General features: G+C 64.6%; 19 protein-coding genes. 9 read left to right on the forward strand and 10 right to left on the reverse strand.

Going from position 1 to position 20,240, the window contains the following annotated elements; all coding sequences use genetic code 11:
- The first annotated feature begins 1 nt into the window (after position 1).
- On the forward strand, positions 2-868 hold the full coding sequence (locus tag ABWW33_RS17275; protein WP_176651703.1) for an SDR family NAD(P)-dependent oxidoreductase: 867 nt from the start codon (positions 2-4) through the stop codon (positions 866-868).
- A gap of 19 nt (positions 869-887) precedes the next feature.
- Here the strand turns inward: ABWW33_RS17275 and ABWW33_RS17280 are convergent, their stop codons facing one another.
- Positions 888-1,943 carry an AraC family transcriptional regulator gene (locus ABWW33_RS17280; protein WP_353402994.1) on the reverse strand — a complete coding sequence of 352 codons (1,056 nt, stop codon included), beginning with the start codon at positions 1,941-1,943 and terminating at the stop codon, positions 888-890.
- Between the two features lie 174 nt (positions 1,944-2,117).
- Here ABWW33_RS17280 and ABWW33_RS17285 point away from each other — a divergent pair, with 174 nt between their 5' ends.
- From ABWW33_RS17285 to ABWW33_RS17295, 3 genes are all read left to right on the forward strand, one after another.
- The gene (locus tag ABWW33_RS17285; protein WP_353402995.1) at positions 2,118-3,284 is read left to right on the forward strand and encodes an MFS transporter; all 1,167 of its coding nucleotides are present in this window, start codon (positions 2,118-2,120) and stop codon (positions 3,282-3,284) included.
- A 69-nt stretch (positions 3,285-3,353) separates the two neighbouring features.
- Positions 3,354-3,590: a type II toxin-antitoxin system Phd/YefM family antitoxin gene (locus ABWW33_RS17290; RefSeq protein ID WP_353402996.1), complete on the forward strand. Its 237-nt coding sequence runs from the start codon at positions 3,354-3,356 to the stop codon at positions 3,588-3,590.
- A 149-nt stretch (positions 3,591-3,739) separates the two neighbouring features.
- On the forward strand, positions 3,740-4,168 hold the full coding sequence (locus tag ABWW33_RS17295) for a VOC family protein (protein ID WP_353402997.1): 429 nt from the start codon (positions 3,740-3,742) through the stop codon (positions 4,166-4,168).
- 38 nt (positions 4,169-4,206) lie between these two features.
- Here the strand turns inward: ABWW33_RS17295 and ABWW33_RS17300 are convergent, their stop codons facing one another.
- The 4 genes from ABWW33_RS17300 to ABWW33_RS17315 all read right to left on the reverse strand — a co-directional run bounded on the left by ABWW33_RS17300 (position 4,207) and on the right by ABWW33_RS17315 (position 8,586).
- Positions 4,207-5,538 carry a diguanylate cyclase domain-containing protein gene (locus ABWW33_RS17300; protein WP_353402998.1) on the reverse strand — a complete coding sequence of 444 codons (1,332 nt, stop codon included), beginning with the start codon at positions 5,536-5,538 and terminating at the stop codon, positions 4,207-4,209.
- 296 nt (positions 5,539-5,834) lie between these two features.
- The gene (locus ABWW33_RS17305) at positions 5,835-7,028 is read right to left on the reverse strand and encodes an aminotransferase-like domain-containing protein (RefSeq protein ID WP_176651699.1); all 1,194 of its coding nucleotides are present in this window, start codon (positions 7,026-7,028) and stop codon (positions 5,835-5,837) included.
- Positions 7,029-7,065: 37 nt separating this feature from the next.
- Entirely contained in the window at positions 7,066-7,527 is a 462-nt protein-coding gene (locus ABWW33_RS17310) for a RidA family protein (protein ID WP_176651698.1), read from the reverse strand.
- 105 nt (positions 7,528-7,632) lie between these two features.
- Positions 7,633-8,586 carry a DMT family transporter gene (locus ABWW33_RS17315; protein ID WP_353402999.1) on the reverse strand — a complete coding sequence of 318 codons (954 nt, stop codon included), beginning with the start codon at positions 8,584-8,586 and terminating at the stop codon, positions 7,633-7,635.
- Between the two features lie 94 nt (positions 8,587-8,680).
- Between ABWW33_RS17315 and ABWW33_RS17320 the strand changes: the two genes are divergently transcribed.
- The 3 genes from ABWW33_RS17320 (at position 8,681) to ABWW33_RS17330 (ending at position 14,572) form a co-directional block, all read left to right on the forward strand.
- On the forward strand, positions 8,681-10,384 hold the full coding sequence (locus ABWW33_RS17320; protein WP_353403000.1) for an aminotransferase-like domain-containing protein: 1,704 nt from the start codon (positions 8,681-8,683) through the stop codon (positions 10,382-10,384).
- Between the two features lie 112 nt (positions 10,385-10,496).
- Positions 10,497-12,416, forward strand: a complete 1,920-nt coding sequence (gene htpG, locus ABWW33_RS17325; protein WP_176651697.1) for a molecular chaperone HtpG — start codon at positions 10,497-10,499, stop codon at positions 12,414-12,416.
- 146 nt (positions 12,417-12,562) lie between these two features.
- Positions 12,563-14,572, forward strand: coding sequence for a CocE/NonD family hydrolase (locus tag ABWW33_RS17330; RefSeq protein ID WP_353403001.1), 2,010 nt, complete (start codon positions 12,563-12,565; stop codon positions 14,570-14,572).
- Positions 14,573-14,599: 27 nt separating this feature from the next.
- Here ABWW33_RS17330 and ABWW33_RS17335 read toward each other — a convergent pair whose 3' ends face one another.
- The 5 genes from ABWW33_RS17335 to kynU form a co-directional block, all read right to left on the reverse strand.
- A complete protein-coding gene (locus ABWW33_RS17335) occupies positions 14,600-15,208 on the reverse strand; it encodes a CHRD domain-containing protein (RefSeq protein ID WP_176651695.1) in 609 nt (202 codons plus the stop codon).
- 59 nt (positions 15,209-15,267) lie between these two features.
- Positions 15,268-15,813, reverse strand: coding sequence for an RBBP9/YdeN family alpha/beta hydrolase (locus tag ABWW33_RS17340; protein WP_353403002.1), 546 nt, complete (start codon positions 15,811-15,813; stop codon positions 15,268-15,270).
- Between the two features lie 96 nt (positions 15,814-15,909).
- Positions 15,910-16,395 carry a hypothetical protein gene (locus ABWW33_RS17345; RefSeq protein WP_353403003.1) on the reverse strand — a complete coding sequence of 162 codons (486 nt, stop codon included), beginning with the start codon at positions 16,393-16,395 and terminating at the stop codon, positions 15,910-15,912.
- 161 nt (positions 16,396-16,556) lie between these two features.
- The gene (gene kynA / locus ABWW33_RS17350; RefSeq protein WP_353403004.1) at positions 16,557-17,438 is read right to left on the reverse strand and encodes a tryptophan 2,3-dioxygenase; all 882 of its coding nucleotides are present in this window, start codon (positions 17,436-17,438) and stop codon (positions 16,557-16,559) included.
- Between the two features lie 29 nt (positions 17,439-17,467).
- On the reverse strand, positions 17,468-18,718 hold the full coding sequence (kynU, locus tag ABWW33_RS17355; RefSeq protein ID WP_353403005.1) for a kynureninase: 1,251 nt from the start codon (positions 18,716-18,718) through the stop codon (positions 17,468-17,470).
- Positions 18,719-19,306: 588 nt separating this feature from the next.
- Here kynU and flhD point away from each other — a divergent pair.
- Together flhD and flhC are read left to right on the forward strand one after the other, a co-directional pair.
- Positions 19,307-19,624 (forward strand): flagellar transcriptional regulator FlhD, encoded by a 318-nt coding sequence (gene flhD, locus ABWW33_RS17360; protein WP_176651691.1) that lies wholly within the window; start codon positions 19,307-19,309, stop codon positions 19,622-19,624.
- A gap of 27 nt (positions 19,625-19,651) precedes the next feature.
- A complete protein-coding gene (gene flhC / locus ABWW33_RS17365) occupies positions 19,652-20,197 on the forward strand; it encodes a flagellar transcriptional regulator FlhC (RefSeq protein ID WP_176651690.1) in 546 nt (181 codons plus the stop codon).
- Positions 20,198-20,240: the final 43 nt, after the last annotated feature.

Genomic DNA, 20,240 nt, shown 5'->3' on the forward strand with positions numbered 1-20,240 from the left:
TATGGCAACAACATCGAAAGGCGGCCGGGTCGCCATCGTCACAGGCGGCGCCGGCGGCATCGGGCGCGAGATCTGCCGGGGCTTCATCGAGCGCGGCATCATCTGCGTGCTGGCCGACCTGGATCAGAAGGCGCTGGACCGCGCCACCGCCGAACTGGGGCCGGCGGCGGTGGGTGTGGCGATCGACTTGAGCGATTTCGGCAAACTGTCGTCACTGCTGGCGTTTGTGCAGGCGCGCTACGGCAGGCTGGATATCCTGGTCAACAACGCCGCGATCACCGGCACCGGCCACTTCGAGGAACGCTCGGTCGAGCATATCCTCGGGGAGCTGAACATCAATCTGCTGTCGCCCATCGTGTTGACGCGGCTGGCCTTTCCCGCCTTGCAGCGCTCCGGCGATGGCCGGGTGATCAACACGGTTTCACTGGGCGGGATTTTCCCGTTGCCGGAGACGGGCATCTATTCGGCCACCAAATTCGGCCTGCGCGGCGCCATGCTGTGCCTGGGCATGGACCGGGAGCGGCACGGCGTGCATGTCGGCAACGTGCTGCCCTCGGCTACGGAGACGCCGATGTTGATGCGCGAGGCGGTCGAAGGCGGCAACACCCTGCAGTTCATGGATCCGCCGCAGCAGCCGGCGGACGTGGCGCGCCAGGTGATGCGCATGCTCGACAGTCCGTGCCTGGAGCGCTATCCGCGCTGGAGCGAGTCATGGTCGGTGCGGCTGGCGATGCTGGCGCCGAACTTCCTTCCCCGTTTGATACCGCTATTCCGCAAAAAAGGAGTGCGCGGCCATGCGCGCTATCTGGAATCGCTGCGCAAGCGCGGGCTGGTGGTTTCGCGCGAAGGGAAGTGGGAGCTGTCCTGACGGGCCAAGTGAAAGTCCGCTATCCCCAGGCGTTCAGGCGCGGCGCGGCGGCGCCTTGTCTTACCTGGTTCGGCAGCATGCCGGACCAGCGCTTGAACGCGCGGCGGAAGTTGCGCGCATCGGTGAAGCCGGTGGCCATGGCGATTTCCACCAGCGGCATGTCGCTGCGCTTGAGCAGGTCGAGCGCGCATTCATAGCGGACCTGATCGATCAACTGCTGATAGGACGTGTTCAGGTCCGACAAGCGGCGGCGCAGCGTGCGCTCGCTGAGATTGAGCGTCGCGCCGATAGCGGCCAGTCCGGGCACCTCGTCGACCGAGGCCCGCAGCAGGTTCATGATCGATTCCACCAGGTCATTGCGCGGCTGGTCGACGGCCAGCAACTGGTCGATCTGCGCCTGCAGGGTGGCCTGCATGTAGCGGTCATAGGTCGGCAGCGGGCAGTGGAACCAGGACATGTCGCAGATCAGCCGGTTCATCGGGGCGTTGAACGTCACGGGGCAACGGAAGTATTCGGTGTAGGCGCTGGCATAGGCGGGACGCGGATAGCGCAGCTCCAGCCGCGCCGGGCGGAAGTGCGAACCGACCAGGGCGCGCGACACCTGGACGCTGCTGACGAAAATCTCCTCGATGAAAAACGGCTCCATTTCAGGATCGTGAAAACGGGTCGTGACCTCGGCGACGAAGTGATGCTCGTCGAGGACACTGAGTTCATTGACGGTGAAGGCACCGGCCGCGCGCTGGTGGCGGATCAGGTAGTGAAACGCCTCGCCCAGCGTGGCGCAGGTCAGCATGCCGAGGCCCGGCAGGCCGAAACAGACCACGGTCTGGCGGGCGCCGGTGGCGATGCCGATGGCCGGGTCGCCCCAGCGCTGCATGGCGCGCTTCACCAGCTGGCTGGTTTGGCGGTAGGAGACGCGGAAGTTGGCGTCGCACAGGTTCTCGGGTGTGAAGCCCAGCCCCTTGCACAGGCGCTCGGACGAATGGCCGCCGCTGGCCAGCAGTTGCAGAACCTGGCGGATCACATGGGGCGGCACGTCGGCATCGGCATCGGGGTTGTGGGATTTCGCCGTCACAGCTGCTCCTTTGGTAGATACGCGACAGCATAGTACGGTTTTGCGCGCATGGCGCATCCGGCGCGGAAATGGCCGCCTGGGTGTCTCTTTTTGGCCGTTTTTGACCTGTCTTGGCGCCGCGGCATCGTATGCTTGATTACGGCGCGCAGTGTCGCCGCATACCTCGGAGGACAGATGATCATCACGCCAGCGCAGCCCGCGCGACAAGCCCGTCCCGCCTTCATCCTGGCCTGCTGCTGGGCGCTGGGCATAGGCGGCACCACCATGATGCCGCTGCTGGTGACCAACGCGATGGCGCGCCTGCGGCTGGACGAGGGACAGGCCACCATGCTGGCCGGGGCGGAGATGGTGGGCATGCTGGCCGGCTGCGTCGTGCTGCCGGCGCTGGCCCGCCGCTGGCCGTCGCGGCTCACCGCCGGCGCGCTGGTGCTGCTGGCATGGAGCCAGGTGCTGTCGGCACTGACCGTGTGGGCGCCGGCGTTTGCCGTGGCGCGCCTCGTGGCCGGTTTCTGCGAAGCGCAGATGATCGTCATGGTCGGCATCTGCCTGGCCTGTCATCGCGACGCGGAGCGCCTGTGGGGCGTGGTGTTGCTGCTTTCCGGGCTGGCGGTGGCGGGTGTGTTCACGCTGCTGTCGCTGCTGCCCGGCGTGGCGGCCGGCCGCGAGATCTGGTTCGGCCTGGCGGCGTTGGCGGCGGTGCTGGGACTGGCGGCGGTGCGCGTGCCGGCGCTGATGCCGGCACGGCAGCCGGAAGTCCATGAGGGCCGGTCACGCGGACGGACGGACGTGTGGCTGGCCTGGGGCGTGTTCGTCGGCGTCTACAGCGTGCAGGCGGGCGTGTGGGCGGTGTCCGCCTTGCAGGGCACCCGTATCGGCCTGTCGTTGCCGACGACGGGAATCTTGCTGTCGCTGTCGTCGCTGCTGGGCTTTTTCGGCGCGGTGGTGCCGGCCATTCCGGCGCTGGCGGCGCGGCGCGGCCTGACGGTCATGGGGGCGCTGGTTGTGATGTCGGTGTCGGTCGCCGGCTTCTTTACGGCGCAAGGCGCGCTGGCGTTCTTCATGTCGCAGCTGGCGCTGAACGGGGCCTTCTATACCATCATGGCGATACTGAACAGTTTCATTTCTGCGCGCGACCGCAACGGCTCGCTGCTGTCGCAATCGGTGGTGGTGACATTTGCCGCGGTGGCGCTGGGCACGGTCGGCGCCGGGGAGCTGTTCCAGGACATGGGCGGCCGGGGCGTGGTCCTGTTTTCGCTGCTGGCCTTGGCTGCCAGCGTGCCGCTGGGACTTAAAGCCTTAAAGGCGGGGGCAGTCCCGGCTCCTGCCAGAGTATCGCTGTAATCTCACCTTGCATCGCATTGGTCTGGTGTATAGACTAGATTAAATTGCATCAAATGCATCGGAGGCGGTATGCGTGCGTATGGGGTCTACGAAGCGAAGACAAAATTGGCTGACCTTATCAAGCGGGTCCAGCAAGGTGAGCGCATAACAATTACCAATCGGGGACAGCCGGTTGCGGACCTGGTGCCAAGCGCCAGCAGTGCTGCGCAGCAAACGCAGGAAGCTATTGCTGCGATCAAAAGCGCGCGCAAAGGATCTATCACGCACAACGAATTCGTCGAAATGCGCACCAAAGGCCGCCGCTAAATGGCTGACGAATTTGTCCTCGACGCATCGGTCACGATACGCTGGGTACTGCATGACGGATCTGTAGCGGATCGCGAGTACCAATACATCTCGCAGCGAGGTGCGTTCTGCTAAACTGGCCGCATCCAATCAAAGACAGCGGAGTCTTCATGCAGCAGTCCATCGTCCATATAGCGCTCGTGGTGCGCGACTATGATGAGGCCATCGCTTTCTACGTCGGCAAGCTTGGCTTCGAACTGCTTGACGACACCTGGCAGCCGGCTCAGGACAAACGCTGGGTGGTCGTCGCCCCTCCGGGCGGTGTTGGTGCCACGCTGTTGCTGGCCAAGGCATCCAAGCCCGAACAACAGCCCTTCGTTGGTAACCAGGCGGGCGGCCGCGTATTCCTTTTCCTGAACACCGACGATTTCTGGCGCGATTATGAACGGCTGCGCGCCAACGATGTGGTATTCGTCCGCGATCCGAAAGAGGAGGAGTACGGCATGGTGGCGGTATTTGAAGACCTGTACGGCAATCTCTGGGACTTGCTGCAACTGCGTCCCGGGCACGCGATCGCGGCGCGCAATCAGCATCGCTGAGCACGTGTACGAATGTCGGCGCTGACCCCGGTGTCGGGTCAGCGCATCGCCAGCGCCTTGACGGCTTCCAGCGCGGCGGTGCCGGCCTTGGTGGCTTGCACCTGGTTGCGGCCGCCTTCCTTGGCCACGTACATGGCGCGGTCGGCGGCGACGAACAGCGATTCGGTGTTCTCCAGCTGGTGCGGGTAGATCGTCGCCACGCCGATGCTCACCGTCAGCCACGCCGAGGTGGTCGAGCGCGGATGCGGGATCTGCAGCGACTCGACGTGGGAACGGATCGACTCGGCCAGCAGGTAGGCGGAGTCGCTGTCGGTCTCGGCGAACAGCAGCACGAATTCCTCGCCGCCGTAGCGCGCCGCCAGGTCGGTCGCGCGCAGCGCATGCGAGTCGATCGCCTGGGCGACCTGCTGCAGGCAGGCGTCGCCGGCGGGGTGGCCCAGCGTGTCGTTGTACAGCTTGAAGTGGTCGACGTCCAGCACCACCAGCGACAAGGGCTGGCCGCTGCGCATGGCGCGCTGCCATTCCTTTTCGAGGAAGGTGTCGAAGTGGCGGCGGTTGGCGATCTTGGTCAGCGGATCGACCATCGCGGCGCGCTGCAGCGCGTCTTCCGATTGCTTGTGGTGGGTGATGTCGTGCAGCAGGCCGATGAACAGCGGCTGGCGCAGATACATCGGCGTCAGCGTCAGGTCCATGCACACCGAGCTGCCGTTGCGGTGGCGGATGATCACTTCGCGCGTGCCGTGGCTGTGCGCCGATTCCGGCGCGGCGGCGTAGCGGTCGAAGTAGTCCAGGTATTCCTGCGCCACCAGTGGATTGAGCAGGTCGGAAATGGCGCTGCCGGCCAGTTCGTTTTCCTGGTAGCCCAGGTATTTGTCGCAGGCCGGATTGGTGAACTGGATGCGGCCGTCCGCTTCGATGATCAGCAGCCCCTCGGCCATGTTGTTGACGATGGTGCGCAGGCGCTCGGCCTGTTCTTCCTGGTTTTCGCTGTTGCTGCGGATTTGCAGCTGCGTGCGCACGCGCGCGCACACTTCGGCCATGCGCAGCGGTTTGCTGATGTAGTCGACCGCGCCGAGGTCGAAGCCGGCCACCACGTCCTCGGTGGAGGTCCGGGCGCTCATGAAAATGACGGGAATGCGCTGGGTGGAGGCGTGGCGTTTCAGTTCGCGGCAGGTTTCATAGCCGTCCATGCCGGGCATGACGATATCGAGCAGGATCAGGTCGGGATGGACGCGGCGGGCGATCTTCAGCGCGCGCTCGCCGCAGTTGGCGACGAAGGTTTGATAGCCCTGCTCGACCATCAGCTTGCGCAGCGCGCCGAGGTTCTCGGGAGCGTCGTCGACGATGAGAATCGCGGCATCGCGCCGCATGGCAGGAATGGGATTTTGAACTGGGTTGTACAAAGTCTGGCCTGATCTGAAAAGTAACTATCCGTTCAAATCATAACGCTTTGCAACGTCGCCATGTGAAAAAAAACCGCTGATTTTTGCGGATGCCACGCCCATGGGCATATGTTGCCATTAATGTTAATCCGATGTTATTGTTTCATCGGTTTTCGTGACTTTTGGTGATGAAATCTTTATAACAGTGTTGTATTTTGTCCGAGACAAAGAGGGCGCTTGTGGGCGGCGAGCGCCGCCCACGGAGGTACGACAACCTGGGCCGCTTAGATCTTGGCGGCGATCAGTTTGCCGAGGATCTCGATGCCGGCGCGGATGCGCTCCGGCGGCACGGTGACGAACGACAGGCGCAGCGTGTTGGTCTCGGCGTCGTTGGCGTAGAACGGCGAGCCGGGCACGAAGGCGACTTTCTGGGCGATCGCTTCGTCCAGCAGTTTCATGGCGTCGATGTGCTTGGGCAGCGTGACCCAGATGAACATGCCGCCTTCGGGCTTGGTCCACTGGACGCCGGCCGGGAAGTGCTGCGCCATCGCGTCCAGCATGACCTGGCACTGGTCGCCGTACAAGGTGCGGATTTTCGGGATGTGGCGCTGTAGGAAGCCGTCCTTGATCACTTCGTGCACGACCATCTGGGTCAGCTGCGAGGTGTGCAGGTCGGCCGCCTGCTTGGCCAGTTCCAGGCGGCGCACCAGCGGCAGCGGGGCCACCACGTAGCCGAGGCGGATGCCGGGGGTCAGCACCTTGGAGAAGGAGCCCATGTAGATCACGCCTTCCGGATTCATCGCCACCATCTTCGGCAGCGGATCGCCTTTGTAGCTCAGGGCGCCGTACGGATCGTCCTCGATCAGCGGCAGGCCGAGGCGGGCGCAGGTCTCCACCAGTTCCTGGCGGCGCTCGACGGACAGCGTGCGGCCGGTCGGGTTCTGGAAGTTCGGCAGCGCGTACAGCAGGCGCGCGCCGGCGGCGACCTTGTCGATCGACGACGGCACCAGGCCGTGGTCGTCGGTGTCGACCGATTTGAATTCAGGACGGTAGACCGAGAACGCCTGCAGCGCGCCCAGGTAGGACGGGGTTTCGACCAGCACGCGGCTGCCTTCGTCGATCAGCACCTTGCCCAGCAGGTCCAATGCCTGTTGCGAGCCGGAGGTCATCAGCACCTGTTCCGCCACGATCTTCGCGCCGTTGACGGACAGCGAATCGGCGATCCACTGGCGCAGCGGCAGGTAGCCGTCGGTCGGGCCGTACTGCAGGGCGACCTTGCCGTTTTCGCTCAACACCTTGTCGAAGGCGATTTTCATTTCGTCGACCGGGAAGGTCAGCGGCGACGGCAGGCCGCCGGCGAAGGAGATGATCTCAGGCTGCTGGGTGATTTTCAGGATCTCGCGGATGAACGACGATTGCAGCTGGTCTGCGCGTTCCGAGAAGCGCCACTGGATCGGATTGGGGTTTTCGATTTTCATGCTGGTCTCACTGGATAGGTATTGTTTTGCGCGAAGCTCAGGCGACTTCCGCGATCAATTCGATTTCGACGCAGGCGCCGAGCGGGATTTGCGCCACGCCGAAGGCCGAGCGGGCGTGCTTGCCGGCGTCGCCGAAGACTTCGCCCAGCAGCTCGGAGCAGCCGTTGGTGACCAGGTGCTGTTCGGTGTAGTCCGGCGTGGAGTTCACCAGGCTCATGACCTTGACGATGCGCTTGACGCGGGTCAGGTCGCCGCCGACGGCCGCCTGCAGGGTGCCGATCAGGTCGATGGCGATGGCGCGCGCGGCGGCCTTGCCTTCGGCGGTGTCGATGTTCTTGCCCAGCTGGCCCACCCACACGCTGCCGTCGGCGCGCTTGGCGATGTGACCCGACAGGAACACCGTGTTGCCGGTTTGAGCGTACATGACGTAGGCGGCGGCCGGCGTTGCAGGTGCTGCCAGGGTGATATCGAGCGCTTTGAGTTTTTCGTAGACAGACATGTGGTTATCCAATTAATAAGTTGGTAATGCATAGCTAAGACCGATATTGTACCCGCCGCGCAGGGCGTGCTCACAATTGAGGCGAAATCAAGATACTCTACGGTTTTAGACCCGTTTCACCTGCATTTTGCGGCCGGCACCCACCACGGCGATGACGGCGATTGCAAATATCACGGTGGGCCATTCCAGCGATTCGCCCAAAACCAGGGTCGCGCCCAGCAGCGTGAGGAAGGGCTGGACCAGCTGCACCTGGCCGACCCGGGCCACGCCGCCCAGCGCCATGCCGCGGTACCAGAAGAAGAATCCGATGAACATCGAGAACACCGACACGTAGGCGAAGCCGGTCCAGGCGGCGGCCCCGGCCCGGGCGATCTGCGCGGCCTCGTCCCGGCACAGCCAGGCGACCGCCGGCAGCAGCACCGGCGCGACCATCACCAGCGCCCAGCAGATGGTTTGCTGGCCGCCCAGCGTTTGCGACAGGCGGCCGCCGGCGGCGTAGCCCATGGCGGCCAGCAGCACGGCGGCGAAGATCGCCAGGTCGGCCGGGTGCAAACTGCCGCCGCTCTGACGCAGCGCAAAGCCGGCCACCAGCGCCGAGCCCAGCATGGCCATGATCCAGAAGCCGGCCGACGGTTTTTCGCCGGCCAGCACGGCGGCGAAGACGGCCGTGGCCAGCGGCAGCACGCCGACCAGCACGGCGCCGTGCGCGGCGGGCAGCGTGCGCATGGCGATCGAGGTCAGCCAGGGGAAGCCGATGATGCAGCCGATGGCCACCATGGCCAGTGGCGCCAGCGCGGAGCGGGGCGGCAGCGGCGCGCGCTTCCACAGCAGCCAGCCGCCGGCCAGCGCGGCCGCGACCAGCGCGCGGCCGAGGGCGACGAAGGTGGGCGACAGGCCGGGAGACAGGCCGCCGGCGCCGACGGCCAGCCGGGTGAAGGGCAGCGTCAGGCTGAAGATGGCGACGCCGATCAGGCCGAGCAGCATGCCGGCGGTTTCGTCGCTCACGCCCGAGCGGGTGGGTATGGCGGCGATGGCGGCTGGCGGGGCGCTGTGGGTCATGCGGTTCTCCTTGTCGATGGATATATCGTACGTGACAAAACCAGTACAGTGCCAGTACACTTGTCAACATAATTTCTTATACTGTGACGGTAATATGACCAATACACGTGCGCGCACTTCGCTGTTAGGGGCAGCCGCTTCCGCCGCTGCGGAGGCGGTGGCCGAGGCTTTGGCGGCGGCCGAGGCGCGATCGGCCGCCGGGACCGGGCACCCGCCGCGGGCGGTGGCGGCTGCCGCGCCGGGACCCGCGGTGGCGTCGGTTGCGGCGGGGCGGGCGGCGGGCAAGCCGGCGGGCGGGGGCAAGGCCGGGGTCAAGGCGGGAACCAAGGCCGCGCCGGCCGGCGGCCTGCTCGGGCTGCTGTCGCGCGAATCGGGCGAGACGCTGATCGACCAGATCGTGCGTTCGGTGGCGGCGCGCATCGACGACCGGCTGCTGCGGGGCGGGGCGCGCATGCCGTCGATCCGGGCGTTTGCGGCGGCGCACGGGGTGTCCGCCTTCACGGTGGTGGCCAGCTACGACAAGCTGGTGGCGACCGGCTACCTGGAATCGCGCCGGGGCGCCGGCTTCTTCGTGCGCGAAAAGGCGTCGATGGAGCTGCTTGCCGCCGACGGCCGCCATGCAGCGCCGCGCGACGGCGCAGGGCCGGGCGGACGCTCGGGCTTCGAGGGCAAGGCCATCGACGTGGTCTGGCTGGTGCGGAACATGTTCCGCCAGCTGCCGTATGCGCAAATGCCCGGCACCGGCGTGCTGCCGCCGGACTGGCTGGACGGCGTCGCCGTGGCCAACGCGCTGCGCGCGGTCAGCCGGCAGAATGCGAACCTGTTGTTGAGCTACGGCGTGCCGCAAGGCTTCCTGCCGCTGCGCCAGCAACTGCAGCACAAGTTGGCCGAGCTGGAAATCGCCGCGGCGCCGGAGCAGATCGTCACCACCGCCGGCGTGACGCAGGCGCTGGACCTGGTGGCGCGCGAGTTCACGCGGCCCGGCGACACCATCTTTGTCGACGATCCGGCGTGGTTTTTGATGTTCGGCTCCTTCGCCGCGCTGGGCGCCAAGGTGGTCGGCATTCCGCGCCTGGCCGACGGTCCGGACATCGCCCGGCTGGCCGAGCTGGCGGCGCTGCACAAGCCCAAGCTGTACATCATCAACTCGGTGCTGCACAACCCGAGTTCGACCTCGCTGTCGGCGGCCAAGGCGTTCCAGGTGCTGCGGCTGTCGGAGGAGCACGACTTCGTCATCGTCGAGGATGACATCTATTGCGACCTGCATCCTGGCAGCGCGGTGCAGCCGGCCACGCGGCTGGCGGCGCTGGACCAGCTGCGGCGGGTGATCTACCTGGGCGGTTTTTCGAAGACGATGGCGGCCAACCTGCGGGTGGGCTATATCGCCACGTCGCCGGAACGGGCCGAGCGCCTGGCCGACCGCAAGATGCTGACCATGCTCACCACCAGCGATATCGGCGAGCGGGTGGTGTACAAGGTGTTGTCGGAGGGCTCGTTCCGCAAGCACTCGGACCGGGTGCGCACACGGCTCGACGGCATCCGCGCCAAGACCATACGGCAGATGGAGCGCGTCGGCCTGAAGGTGGACCTGGCCTCGCCGGCAGGGATGTTCGTCTGGGCCGACGCCGGCTGCGACACCAATGTGCTGACCGAGCGCGCCATGGCGCACAACCTGCTGCTGGCGCCGGGCAGCCTGTTCTCGCCCAAGCAGCTGCCGTCGACCCGCATGCGCTTCAACGTGGTGGCGATGCAGGACCCGGCCGTGTGGCGCTTCCTCGAACGAGAGCTGGGCAAATGAGGCGGGCAAATGACGGGCGGCTCTTGAAAACCCTCTTATAATCCCCACTTTCTTGAAACCATTGCGTTTTTTACATTACTAACCACAAGACTATTATTAGAGGCTCTTAAAAATGGCAGATACCGATAAGCAAACCCTTGGCTTCCAAGCGGAAGTGAAACAGCTGTTGCAGCTGATGATCCACTCGCTGTACTCGAACAAGGAGATTTTCCTGCGCGAGCTGATCTCGAACGCGTCCGACGCGTCCGACAAGCTGCGATTCGAGGCGATCAACAACGATGCCCTGTACGGCAACGATCATGAACTGAAGATCAAGGTCTCGTTCGACAAGGCCGCGCGCACCATCACCATTTCCGACAACGGCATCGGCATGAGCCGCGACGAGGCGATCTCGCACCTGGGCACCATCGCCAAATCGGGCACCAAGGAATTCTTCGGCAAGCTGTCGGGCGACCAGCAGCAGGATGCGGCCCTGATCGGCCAGTTCGGCGTGGGCTTCTACTCGGGCTTCATCGTCGCCGACAAGATCACCGTCGAGACCCGCCGCGCCGGCGCGGCCGCCACCGAAGGCGTGCGCTGGGAGTCGGCGGGCGAGGGCGATTACTCGGTCGAGCAGATCGAGAAGGCCGGCCGCGGCACCGACATCATCCTGCACCTGCGCGAAGGCGAGGACGAGCTGCTGTCGTCGTGGAAGATCAAGTCCATCATCCGCAAGTACTCGGACCATATCTCGCTGCCTATCGTGATGGCGAAAGAAGAGTGGGACGAGGAGAAGAAGGAAACCGTCGTCAAGGACGAACTGGAAACCGTGAACCAGGCCAGCGCGCTGTGGGCGCGCAACAAGGCGGACATCACGCCGGAGCAGTACGAGGAATTCTACAAGCACGTGTCGCACGACTTCCAGGCGCCGCTGACGCACACGCACAACCGCGTCGAAGGCCGCAGCGAATACACGCAGCTGCTGTACATCCCGGCCAAGGCGCCGTTCGACCTGTGGGACCGCAACAAGCGCGGCGGCATCAAGCTGTACGTCAAGCGCGTGTTCATCATGGACGATGCCGAGCAGCTGATGCCGGCCTACCTGCGCATGGTCAAGGGCGTCATCGACTCGGCCGACTTGCCGCTGAACGTGTCGCGCGAGATCCTGCAGGAGTCGCGCGATGTGAAGGTGATCCGCGAAGGTTCGACCAAGCGCGTGATCGGCATGCTGGAGGAACTGGCGAACGCCGACGAGCAGGAGAAGAAGGACAAATACGTCACCTTCTGGAAGGAATTCGGCCAGGTGCTGAAGGAAGGCATCGGCGAGGACGCGGGCAACAAGGACCGTCTGGCCAAGCTGCTGCGCTTCGCGTCGACCGCCAATGAGAACGACGAGCAGAGCGTGTCGCTGGAGCAGTATGTGGCGCGGCTGAAGGAAGGTCAGGACAAGATTTATTACGTCACCGCCGACAACTACGTCGCCGCGAAGAACAGCCCGCACCTGGAGATCTTCCGCAAGAAGGGCGTGGAAGTGCTGCTGCTGACCGACCGCGTGGACGAATGGATGCTGTCGTTCCTGACCGAGTTCGAAGGCAAGGAGCTGGTGTCGGTGGCCAAGGGCGGCCTGGATCTGGGCGCGCTGGAAGACGAGGCCGAGAAGAAGGAACACGAAGAGACCGAGACCTCGTACAAGGACCTGGTCGGCAAGATGAAGGAAGCCTTGTCGGACAAGGCCAAGGACGTGCGCGTGACGTTCCGCCTGACTGATTCGCCAGCTTGCCTGGTGGCGGACGAGCATGAGCTGTCGGGCAACCTGCTGCGCATGTTGAAGGCCGCGGGCCAGAACGCGCCGGAGTCCAAGCCCATCCTCGAGATCAATCCGAACCACCCGCTGGTGACGCGCCTGAAGTACGAAGAGTCGGGCACGGCGTTCGGCGACTGGGCCAACATCCTGTTCGACCAGGCGCTGCTGGCCGAAGGCGGTTCGCTGAGCGATCCGGCCACCTTCGTCAAGCGCCTCAATGAAATGCTGCTGAGCGGCGCCAGCAAGTAAAGTCTATCCGCAATCCGGGGTCAGATCCGACATTCGGACACGAGCTCTACCGTAGCGTCGCTACGGTAGAGCTCGTGTCCGAATGTCGGATCTGACCCCGGTTGTGTTACTGTAATGTTTCGCAGAACACAACTCTTGGGATGGACATGAATAAGATCGGTTTCAAGCTGGCGGCGCTCGCCGGTGCTCTTCTTTCCGTACAAATCGCCCTGGCGCAGAATGCGCTGCCCGCCTCGACGCCCGGCGTCGCGGCCACTCCCCTCTATCCGGCACTGCCGAGCGAAACGCCCGATGAATTCAAGGCGCCGGTCGACAGTTTCGACTACGTCAAGCGCAGCGTGATGGTGCCGATGCGCGACGGCGTCAAGCTCAATACCGTCATCATCGTGCCGCGCAAGGCCAAGGGCGCGCCCATCCTGTTGACGCGCACGCCGTACAACGCGGCCGAACTGACGTCGCACTCCGAGAGCTCGCAGATGGAATCCATCCTGCAGGGCTATGACAATGCGTCCGATGTGATCGTGCAGGGCGGCTATATCCGCGTGATCCAGGATGTGCGCGGCAAGTACGGCTCCGAGGGCGATTATGTGATGAATCGTCCGCTCAGCGGCAATGCCTTCAATCCGACGCCGGTCGATCATTCGACCGACACCTGGGATACCATCGAGTGGCTGACCAAGAATATCCCCGAGTCGAACGGCAAGGTCGGCATCATCGGCATTTCCTACGACGGCTATCTGCCACTGATGGCGCTGGTCAATCCGCATCCGGCGCTGAAGGTGTCGGTGCCGATGAATCCGATGGTCGACGGCTGGCGCGGCGACGACTGGTTCCACAACGGCGCGTTCCGCCAGATCAATCTGTCCTACATGCTGGAGCAGGTGGTCACGCGCCGCAACGAGGCCAAGTGGTACACCAGCCACTACGACGACTACGATATGTATATGCGCGCCGGATCGGCCGGCGAGCTGGCGCGCCAGCGCGGGCTGGAGCAGAGCGGCTTCTGGCGCAAGCTGTCCGCGCATCCGGCCTATGACGAGTTCTGGAGCTCGCAGGCGATGGACAAGATCCTGGCCAAACAGCCCGTCACCGTGCCGACCTTGCTGGTACACAGCCTGTGGGATGCGGAGGATATCTATGGCGCGGTCGCGGTCTACAAGGCGATCAAGCCCAACGACAAGGACAACAAGGTGCACCTGGTGCTGGGACCGTGGAACCACGGCGGCGGCATCGGCGAGGGCAGCAAGCTGGGTGCGCTGCACTTCAGCAGCGACACGGCGCTGCACTTCCGCCAGGAGATTTTGCGTCCCTTCCTGGACCGCTATCTGAAGGACGATGCGCCGGCGGCCGAGGTGGCGACGGTGTCGGCGTTTGAAACCGGCACCAACAAATGGCGCTCGCTGGACGCGTGGCCGAGCGGCTGCAACAGCGGCTGCGCGATCGCGCCCGCTACGCTGAAGCTGGCGGCCAATTCCAAACTGAGCCTGACCAACACGGCCAGCGCGCCGGTGTCGGCGCCGGCGCAAAAGAATGCGTACGACGAATATGTGTCCGATCCGGCCAAGCCGGTGCCGTTCCGTTCGCGTCCGATTCCGCCGTACGGCTACGACGAAGCCAAGGGCCAGACCTGGCCGCGCTGGCTGACCGACGACCAGCGCGAAGCGTCGGGCCGCACCGACGTGCTGAGCTACACCACCGACGTGCTGACGGCGCCGGTGAAGATCAGCGGCGAGCCGGTGGCGCACCTGCTGGCCTCCACCAGCGGCACCGACGCAGACTGGGTGGTCAAGGTGATCGACCTGTATCCGGACCAGGTGGCGGCGCAGCCGGAAATGGGCGGCTATCAGCTGATGATCTCGGCCGATATCTTCCGCGGCCGCTATCGCGAAAGCTTCGAGACCGCCAAGCCGGTCGCCGCCAATACGGCGTTGGCGTACAACTTCAAGCTGCCGACCGCGAACCACGTGTTCCTGCCGGGCCATCGCATCATGGTGCAGATCCAGTCCAGCTGGTTCCCGCTGTATGACCGCAACCCGCAGACCTTCGTGCCGAACATCTTCTTCGCGAAGCCGTCCGACTACAAGAAGGCGACCCAGCGCATTTACCACGACAGCTACATCGAGCTGCCGCTGGTAAGCGCCACGGCCGGCAAGTAGCGGGCAAATAAAGCCGCGCCAGCCGGGTCAGGCTTTGCGGCGGCGCCGCGCCATCAGCAGCACGGCCGGGATGCCCAGCCCCAGCATGCCGATGGTGGCCGGCTCGGGTACGGCCGCCGCCACCAGGAAGCCGCGTATCTCGCCGCCGGGATAAGCGCTGCTGTGGATGTTGAGATAGGCTTCGCCGCTGGCCAGGGCGGCCGCCAGCGCCGCTTCGGCGCCGGCCGTGGTGCCGCCGTGGTTGGTGATGAAGACCGGGTTCCAGCTGGCCGCCAGTGAGGTGTTGTACATATTGCTGTAGGCGCCGTTGGTGACGCCCAGCGGGAAGCCGCCGAAAGTGGGCGTTTCCGTGGCGACGCCGGCGGTGCCGACGTTCGGCACGTCGGTGCAGCAGTGGATGTGCGAGGCGGTGGTCGGGCCGAGCAGGCTGCTGAAGGCGACGTTGACTTCCAGCACGTGGCTGGTGGTGTCGAACTTGACGACGGCGGCGCCTATGCCCGGCGAGCTGTTCGCCGGTGATTCCTTGGCGCCGGTGAGGATGGCGGCGTAGTCGGCGGCATGGGCCGCCGTCATCGCCGTCATCGCCGACAGCAGCAGGCCGGTGGCCGCCGCGTAACTGCGCAAACGCTGGTTCATCTTTCTTCCCTCCTTGTTCTTGGTATCTGGTTAGAGGGGTTGCCGGCGCGGGAGTTCCGTCAGCGCTGGACCTGGGCGCAGAAGTCGAGCAGCAGCCGTTCGCCTTCCGGCCAGGGGCCGTAGCCGGCGTCGCCGTTGATGTGGCCGGCGTCGGCTATCTCGATGTATTCGCTGCCCCAGGCTTGCGCGAACTGGCGGGCGCGGGCCGGGCTGACGTAGGGATCGTCGCTGCTGGCGACGACGATGCTGGGGAAGGGCAGGCGTTCCAGCTGCATGGGCTGGAAGCCGGTGGTGCAGTCCGGGTAGCCGGGGGCGTCGGTGTCGCTGGGGCCGACCAGGAAGGCGCCGGCGATTTTCAGCGGCGAAGCGGAGGCGGCCCAGCGCGTGACCAGCGAGCAGCTCAGGCTGTGGGCGGCCAGCACCGGCGGGCGCTTGCATTGCGCGATGGCGGCCTCCAGTTCGGCCACCCATTCGTCGCGCTCCGGAGTTTCCCAGTCGCGGTGCGGCACGCGCAGCCATTGCGGGTGCTTGCGTTCCCATTGCGTTTGCCAGTGGGCGGGGCCGGAATTCCACAGGCCGGCCAGGGTCAGGACTTCATATTCCACGCATGCTCCTTGCTGAGTAAGATGCGGCCATCTTACTGCGGCTGCGGCTGAAATTTTGCGGGCAAGGGCAGTTTGCGCAATCCTGGACAAATGTCTTCAGTCGAAGGCAACGTCTTCGATGCGGAAACGGTACTTGCGGCGTTCCGGTTCCGTCCAGCCTTGGCCTGGCGTGGTGTTGCGGATTGCGGGCGGTGGTGCATTGTCGGCTGCCCGGGCCTCGGTCGTTGGTTCGCGAGGCGACGTTGCGGCGGGAGCGACAGCTATGAGCGCAGTCGTGGCGCGCGCCAACTCCTTGCGCCGCAGGTCGGCTCTCTTCCAGTTTTTTTCTCCTGGCATGCGGAGCGAGATGTCTTGCCAGGCGTTGCGCACGCTGTCGGCGTAAGCGCTGGCAAACTGGTTGGGTGAGACGGCCCGGTAGCCGCGCGGTTCGACAGGTGGTGTGCCGTGCGATGTCGCGAGCCAGTGGCGGATCGCGGCATCGACGGCTTCGGCCGGATCGGCCGGCGAGCCGGTTTCGCGCAGCCGATCCATCAGGGCGAGCAGGGTGGAGGGGGCGACATTCACACTTACTGTAGCAAACATGCTGTTCTCCTTACTGAGATCTACTGAAATTTTCTGATTCTTACTGAGTTAGACCAGCTCAGTAAGGCAAAGTTCAATTCAGTGGATTTCAGTAGAAATTTCAGCAGGTTTGCTAGAGGGCGCGTGCGGGAATACCCGTGGTGTGTATTCCTGCGGCAAGTTCAGAGTTCGGTGCGCAGCGCGAACAGTTCGGGGAATAGCACCACGTCGAGCATCTTGCGCAGGTAGCTGACGCCGGCGGTGCCGCCGGTGCCGGTCTTGAAGCCGATGATGCGCTCGACCGTGGTGACGTGGCGGAAGCGCCAGAAGCGGAACGCGGTCTCCAGGTCGACCAGCTTTTCGGCCAGCTCGTACAGGCCCCAGTAGCGGGTGGTATCGCCGTAGACCTGCAGCCACGCGGCCTTGACCGACTCGTCGGCCACGGTCGGCTGGGTGCAGTCGGCCGCCAGTCGCTCGGCCGAGATCGGCAGGCTGTTGCGGGCCAGCAGCTGGATCGCCTCGTCATACAGCGACGGGGTGCGCAGCGCCTCTTCCAGCAGCTGGTGCGCGTCGGGCGCGCTGCCGTGCACGGCCAGCATGTTGGCGTTCTTGTTGCCGAGGATGAATTCGATCTCGCGGTACTGGTGCGACTGGAAGCCGGACGAGGCGCCCAGGTAGGGGCGGATCGCCGTGTATTCGGGCGGCGTCATCGTCGCCAGCACGTCCCAGGCGTGCACCAGCTGGTCCATGATGCGGGCCACGCGGGCCAGCATCTTGAAGGCCGGCGGCAGGTCGCCCGCGCGCATGTGCACGCGCACGGCGCGCAGCTCGTGCAGCATCAGCTTCATCCACAGTTCGCTGGTCTGGTGCTGGACGATGAACAGCATCTCGTTGTGGTTGGGCGACAGCGGATGCTGGGCGTTGAGGATCTGGTCCAGGCCCAGGTAGTCGCCGTAGCTCATCTTGTTGCTGAAGTCCATCTGGGCGCCGTGCCATTCGGCGTCGCCGGCGGCCGGCGCGGTGTGCAGCGGGCAGCCGCTGGCCGGTTGTTTGGTATCGCTCATATTGTTTGTCTCGTTTTCAGGTCACGCGTTCAGGTTACGGCGTCGCGCTTGGCGTCGACGTTGTAGTCCTTGCGGTCCAGGATGTCGCGCAGGATCTCGACGGCGTCCCATACGTCGGCAAAGCTGGTGTACAGCGGCGTGAAGCCGAAGCGCATGATGGCCGGCTCGCGGTAGTCGCCGATGACGCCGCGCGCGATCAGCGCCGACATCACGGCGTAGCCATGGGGATGGGTGAAGCTGACCTGGCTGCCGCGCCGCGCATGCTCACGCGGCGTCACCAGCCCCAGCGGATGATCGGCGCAGCGCTGCTCGACCAGCTCGATGAACAGGTCGGTCAGCGCCAGCGACTTGGCGCGGACGGCCGCCATCGTGGTTTGCGCAAACACATCCAGCCCGCATTCGACCAGGGCCAGCGACACCACCGGCTGCGTGCCGCACAGCGCGCGGCCGATGCCGTCGACCGGCGCGAAGTCCGGCGCCATGGCGAACGGGGCGGCATGGCCCCACCAGCCGGACAAGGGCTGGCGGAAGCGCGCCTGGTGCCTGGCCGGCACCCAGATGAAGGCCGGCGCGCCGGGGCCGCCGTTCAGGTATTTATAGGTGCAGCCTACCGCCAGGTCGGCGCCGTCGGCGTTCAGGTCGACCGGCAGCGCGCCGGCCGAGTGCGCCAGGTCCCAGACGATCAGCGCGCCGGCCGCGTGGGCCAGGGCGCTGGTGGCGCGCATGTCGTGCTGGTGGCCGGTGCGGTAGTTGACGTGGGTGAGCATGACCACGGCGGTGTCGGCGCCGATGGCGGCCGGCAGCTGCTCGACGCTGTCGACCAGCTTGACGGTGTAGCCGCGATCGAGCCAGGCGCTCAGTCCCTGCGCCATGTAGATGTCGGTCGGGAAGTTGGAGCGCTCGGTGACGATGGTGCGGCGCTCGGCGCCGGCCGGGTCGGCGGCCTGCATCTGCAGCGCGGCGGCCAGCGCCTTGAACAGGTTGACCGAGGTGGTGTCGGTGACGACGACTTCGCCGTCGGCGCCGCCGATCAGCGGGGCCAGGCGGTTGCCCAGGCGCTTGGGCAGGTCGAACCAGCCGGCGGTGTTCCAGCTGCGGATCAGGTCGTGCCCCCATTCCTGGACGATCAGCTGCTGCGCGCGGGCGAGGGCGGCCTTGGGACGGGCGCCCAAAGAGTTGCCATCGAGATAAATCACGTTGGGCGGCAGGTCGAACTGGTCGCGCAGGCAGGCGAGCGGATCTTGCGCGTCGCGTTCCAGGCAGTCGTTGCGAGTTGTCATTGTGTAACTTTCCGGCAAGTGGTTGGATGCTTTAGATGTCAATAAGTTGCTAGTGTAACCCGGAAAGGGCGCCCCAGAAGCGCCGTCGGGGCCGGTGCCATACCCCGCAAACCCGCATGAATGCTGGGTTTGCGGACTTTTTTAAAATATTTTCGATTTTTTTCAAAAAAACCCTAAAGTTCCCGAAACCGCTGCCGTTACCAGTTTCATGATGAGCGGAAAAGCGCCATCAGGTGGCAAGAGGGAAGTCGAAAATACTTAAAATATTTTTGCTGAAACCCTAAAGTTCCCCGAATTGCTGCCGTAACCGGGTTAGATGTAGCAAAAAAGAGTCGCGTCGAGCACTATTTTTCGTTTCATGACAGGACTTTTTTGAAGATTCTGGACCTAAAAATTTCTACGCCGCAAGGGCGTAGGCCATCGATCTGCGAGTGTTTGTAAGACAAACACCGACGGGTCGCGTTCGCTATTCTCCGGTGAAAAATACGGAGCTCATCCTCTACTCCGTTTTTTGTTGCTCACGCAGAATGTATCTCACTGGAAACGCAAATGTGTTCCGCAGTGCAGATAACGGACTAGGAGATGGAAATGACCGCTAACGATATGATGGCCGAAATTCGCGACGCCAACCTGAGCTATTTGATGCTGGCTCAGCAGATGATCCGCGCCGACAAAGTCACCGCGATCTTTCGTCTTGGCATCGCCGCCGACATCGCCGACCTGATCGAAGGCATGAGCAACGCGCAAATCCTGAAACTGGCAGGCGGCAACATGATGCTGGCCCGCTTCCGCTTCGACGACGGCGCCATCCTGTCGATGCTGACCAGCTACAACAAGGATCGCGTGCTGGCCCAGTCGCACGCCGCCATCCTGATGGCCGGCCAGGCCGTCGAAGAAATCGCTTAATCAACCTCACGGCGCGGAGCGGAAACCATGACCAAGAAAAGCGTAGTGTCGGAAGCCCAGGAAATCCAGCTGGCGATCGAACTGATCCAGCTTGGCGCCCGGCTGCAGCTGCTGGAATCGGAAGTGTCGCTGTCGCGCGAGCGCCTGCTCAAGCTGTACAAGGAGTTGAAGGGCGTGTCGCCGCCCAAGGGCATGTTGCCGTTCTCGACCGACTGGTTCCTGACCTGGCAGCCGAACATCCACTCTTCGCTGTTCATCAATATTCACAAGTTCCTGACCGAGCACGCCGGCGCCACCGGCATCGAGGCGGTCATGAAGGCCTACAAGCTGTACCTGGAGCAAATGCCGCCGGAAGCGGGCGAAGAGCCGCTGCTGTCGCTGACCCGAGCCTGGACCCTGGTGCGTTTCTTCAGCAGCAAGATGCTGGAAACGGCCCCGTGCGGGCGCTGCCAGGGCAAGTTCGTGGTCAACTGCATGGACCTGAACGGCAGCTATGTCTGCGGCCTGTGCCACATGCCTTCGCGCGCCGGCAAGACCAAGAAAGCCCGCGACGCCGACGCCCTGGCCGCGTGACCCGGCCCGCCGCCCGCGAACCCTACCTGTTGCGCATCGTCCG

Origin of the sequence: Duganella hordei (assembly GCF_040369125.1) — a bacterium.
Lineage (GTDB): Bacteria > Pseudomonadota > Gammaproteobacteria > Burkholderiales > Burkholderiaceae_D > Rugamonas > Rugamonas hordei.

What these genes read in the sequence shown, in the direction of transcription:
- ABWW33_RS17275 (WP_176651703.1), top strand. Translation starts at nt 2, where the DNA reads ATGGCAACAACATCGAAAGGCGGCCGGGTCGCCATCGTCACAGGCGGC.
- ABWW33_RS17285 (WP_353402995.1), top strand. Translation starts at nt 2,118, where the DNA reads ATGATCATCACGCCAGCGCAGCCCGCGCGACAAGCCCGTCCCGCCTTC.
- ABWW33_RS17290 (WP_353402996.1), top strand. Translation starts at nt 3,354, where the DNA reads ATGCGTGCGTATGGGGTCTACGAAGCGAAGACAAAATTGGCTGACCTT.
- ABWW33_RS17295 (WP_353402997.1), top strand. Translation starts at nt 3,740, where the DNA reads ATGCAGCAGTCCATCGTCCATATAGCGCTCGTGGTGCGCGACTATGAT.
- ABWW33_RS17300 (WP_353402998.1), bottom strand. Translation starts at nt 5,538, where the DNA reads ATGCGGCGCGATGCCGCGATTCTCATCGTCGACGACGCTCCCGAGAAC.
- ABWW33_RS17305 (WP_176651699.1), bottom strand. Translation starts at nt 7,028, where the DNA reads ATGAAAATCGAAAACCCCAATCCGATCCAGTGGCGCTTCTCGGAACGC.
- ABWW33_RS17310 (WP_176651698.1), bottom strand. Translation starts at nt 7,527, where the DNA reads ATGTCTGTCTACGAAAAACTCAAAGCGCTCGATATCACCCTGGCAGCA.
- ABWW33_RS17315 (WP_353402999.1), bottom strand. Translation starts at nt 8,586, where the DNA reads ATGACCCACAGCGCCCCGCCAGCCGCCATCGCCGCCATACCCACCCGC.
- ABWW33_RS17320 (WP_353403000.1), top strand. Translation starts at nt 8,681, where the DNA reads ATGACCAATACACGTGCGCGCACTTCGCTGTTAGGGGCAGCCGCTTCC.
- htpG (WP_176651697.1), top strand. Translation starts at nt 10,497, where the DNA reads ATGGCAGATACCGATAAGCAAACCCTTGGCTTCCAAGCGGAAGTGAAA.
- ABWW33_RS17330 (WP_353403001.1), top strand. Translation starts at nt 12,563, where the DNA reads ATGAATAAGATCGGTTTCAAGCTGGCGGCGCTCGCCGGTGCTCTTCTT.
- ABWW33_RS17335 (WP_176651695.1), bottom strand. Translation starts at nt 15,208, where the DNA reads ATGAACCAGCGTTTGCGCAGTTACGCGGCGGCCACCGGCCTGCTGCTG.
- ABWW33_RS17345 (WP_353403003.1), bottom strand. Translation starts at nt 16,395, where the DNA reads ATGTTTGCTACAGTAAGTGTGAATGTCGCCCCCTCCACCCTGCTCGCC.
- kynA (WP_353403004.1), bottom strand. Translation starts at nt 17,438, where the DNA reads ATGAGCGATACCAAACAACCGGCCAGCGGCTGCCCGCTGCACACCGCG.
- kynU (WP_353403005.1), bottom strand. Translation starts at nt 18,718, where the DNA reads ATGACAACTCGCAACGACTGCCTGGAACGCGACGCGCAAGATCCGCTC.
- flhD (WP_176651691.1), top strand. Translation starts at nt 19,307, where the DNA reads ATGACCGCTAACGATATGATGGCCGAAATTCGCGACGCCAACCTGAGC.
- flhC (WP_176651690.1), top strand. Translation starts at nt 19,652, where the DNA reads ATGACCAAGAAAAGCGTAGTGTCGGAAGCCCAGGAAATCCAGCTGGCG.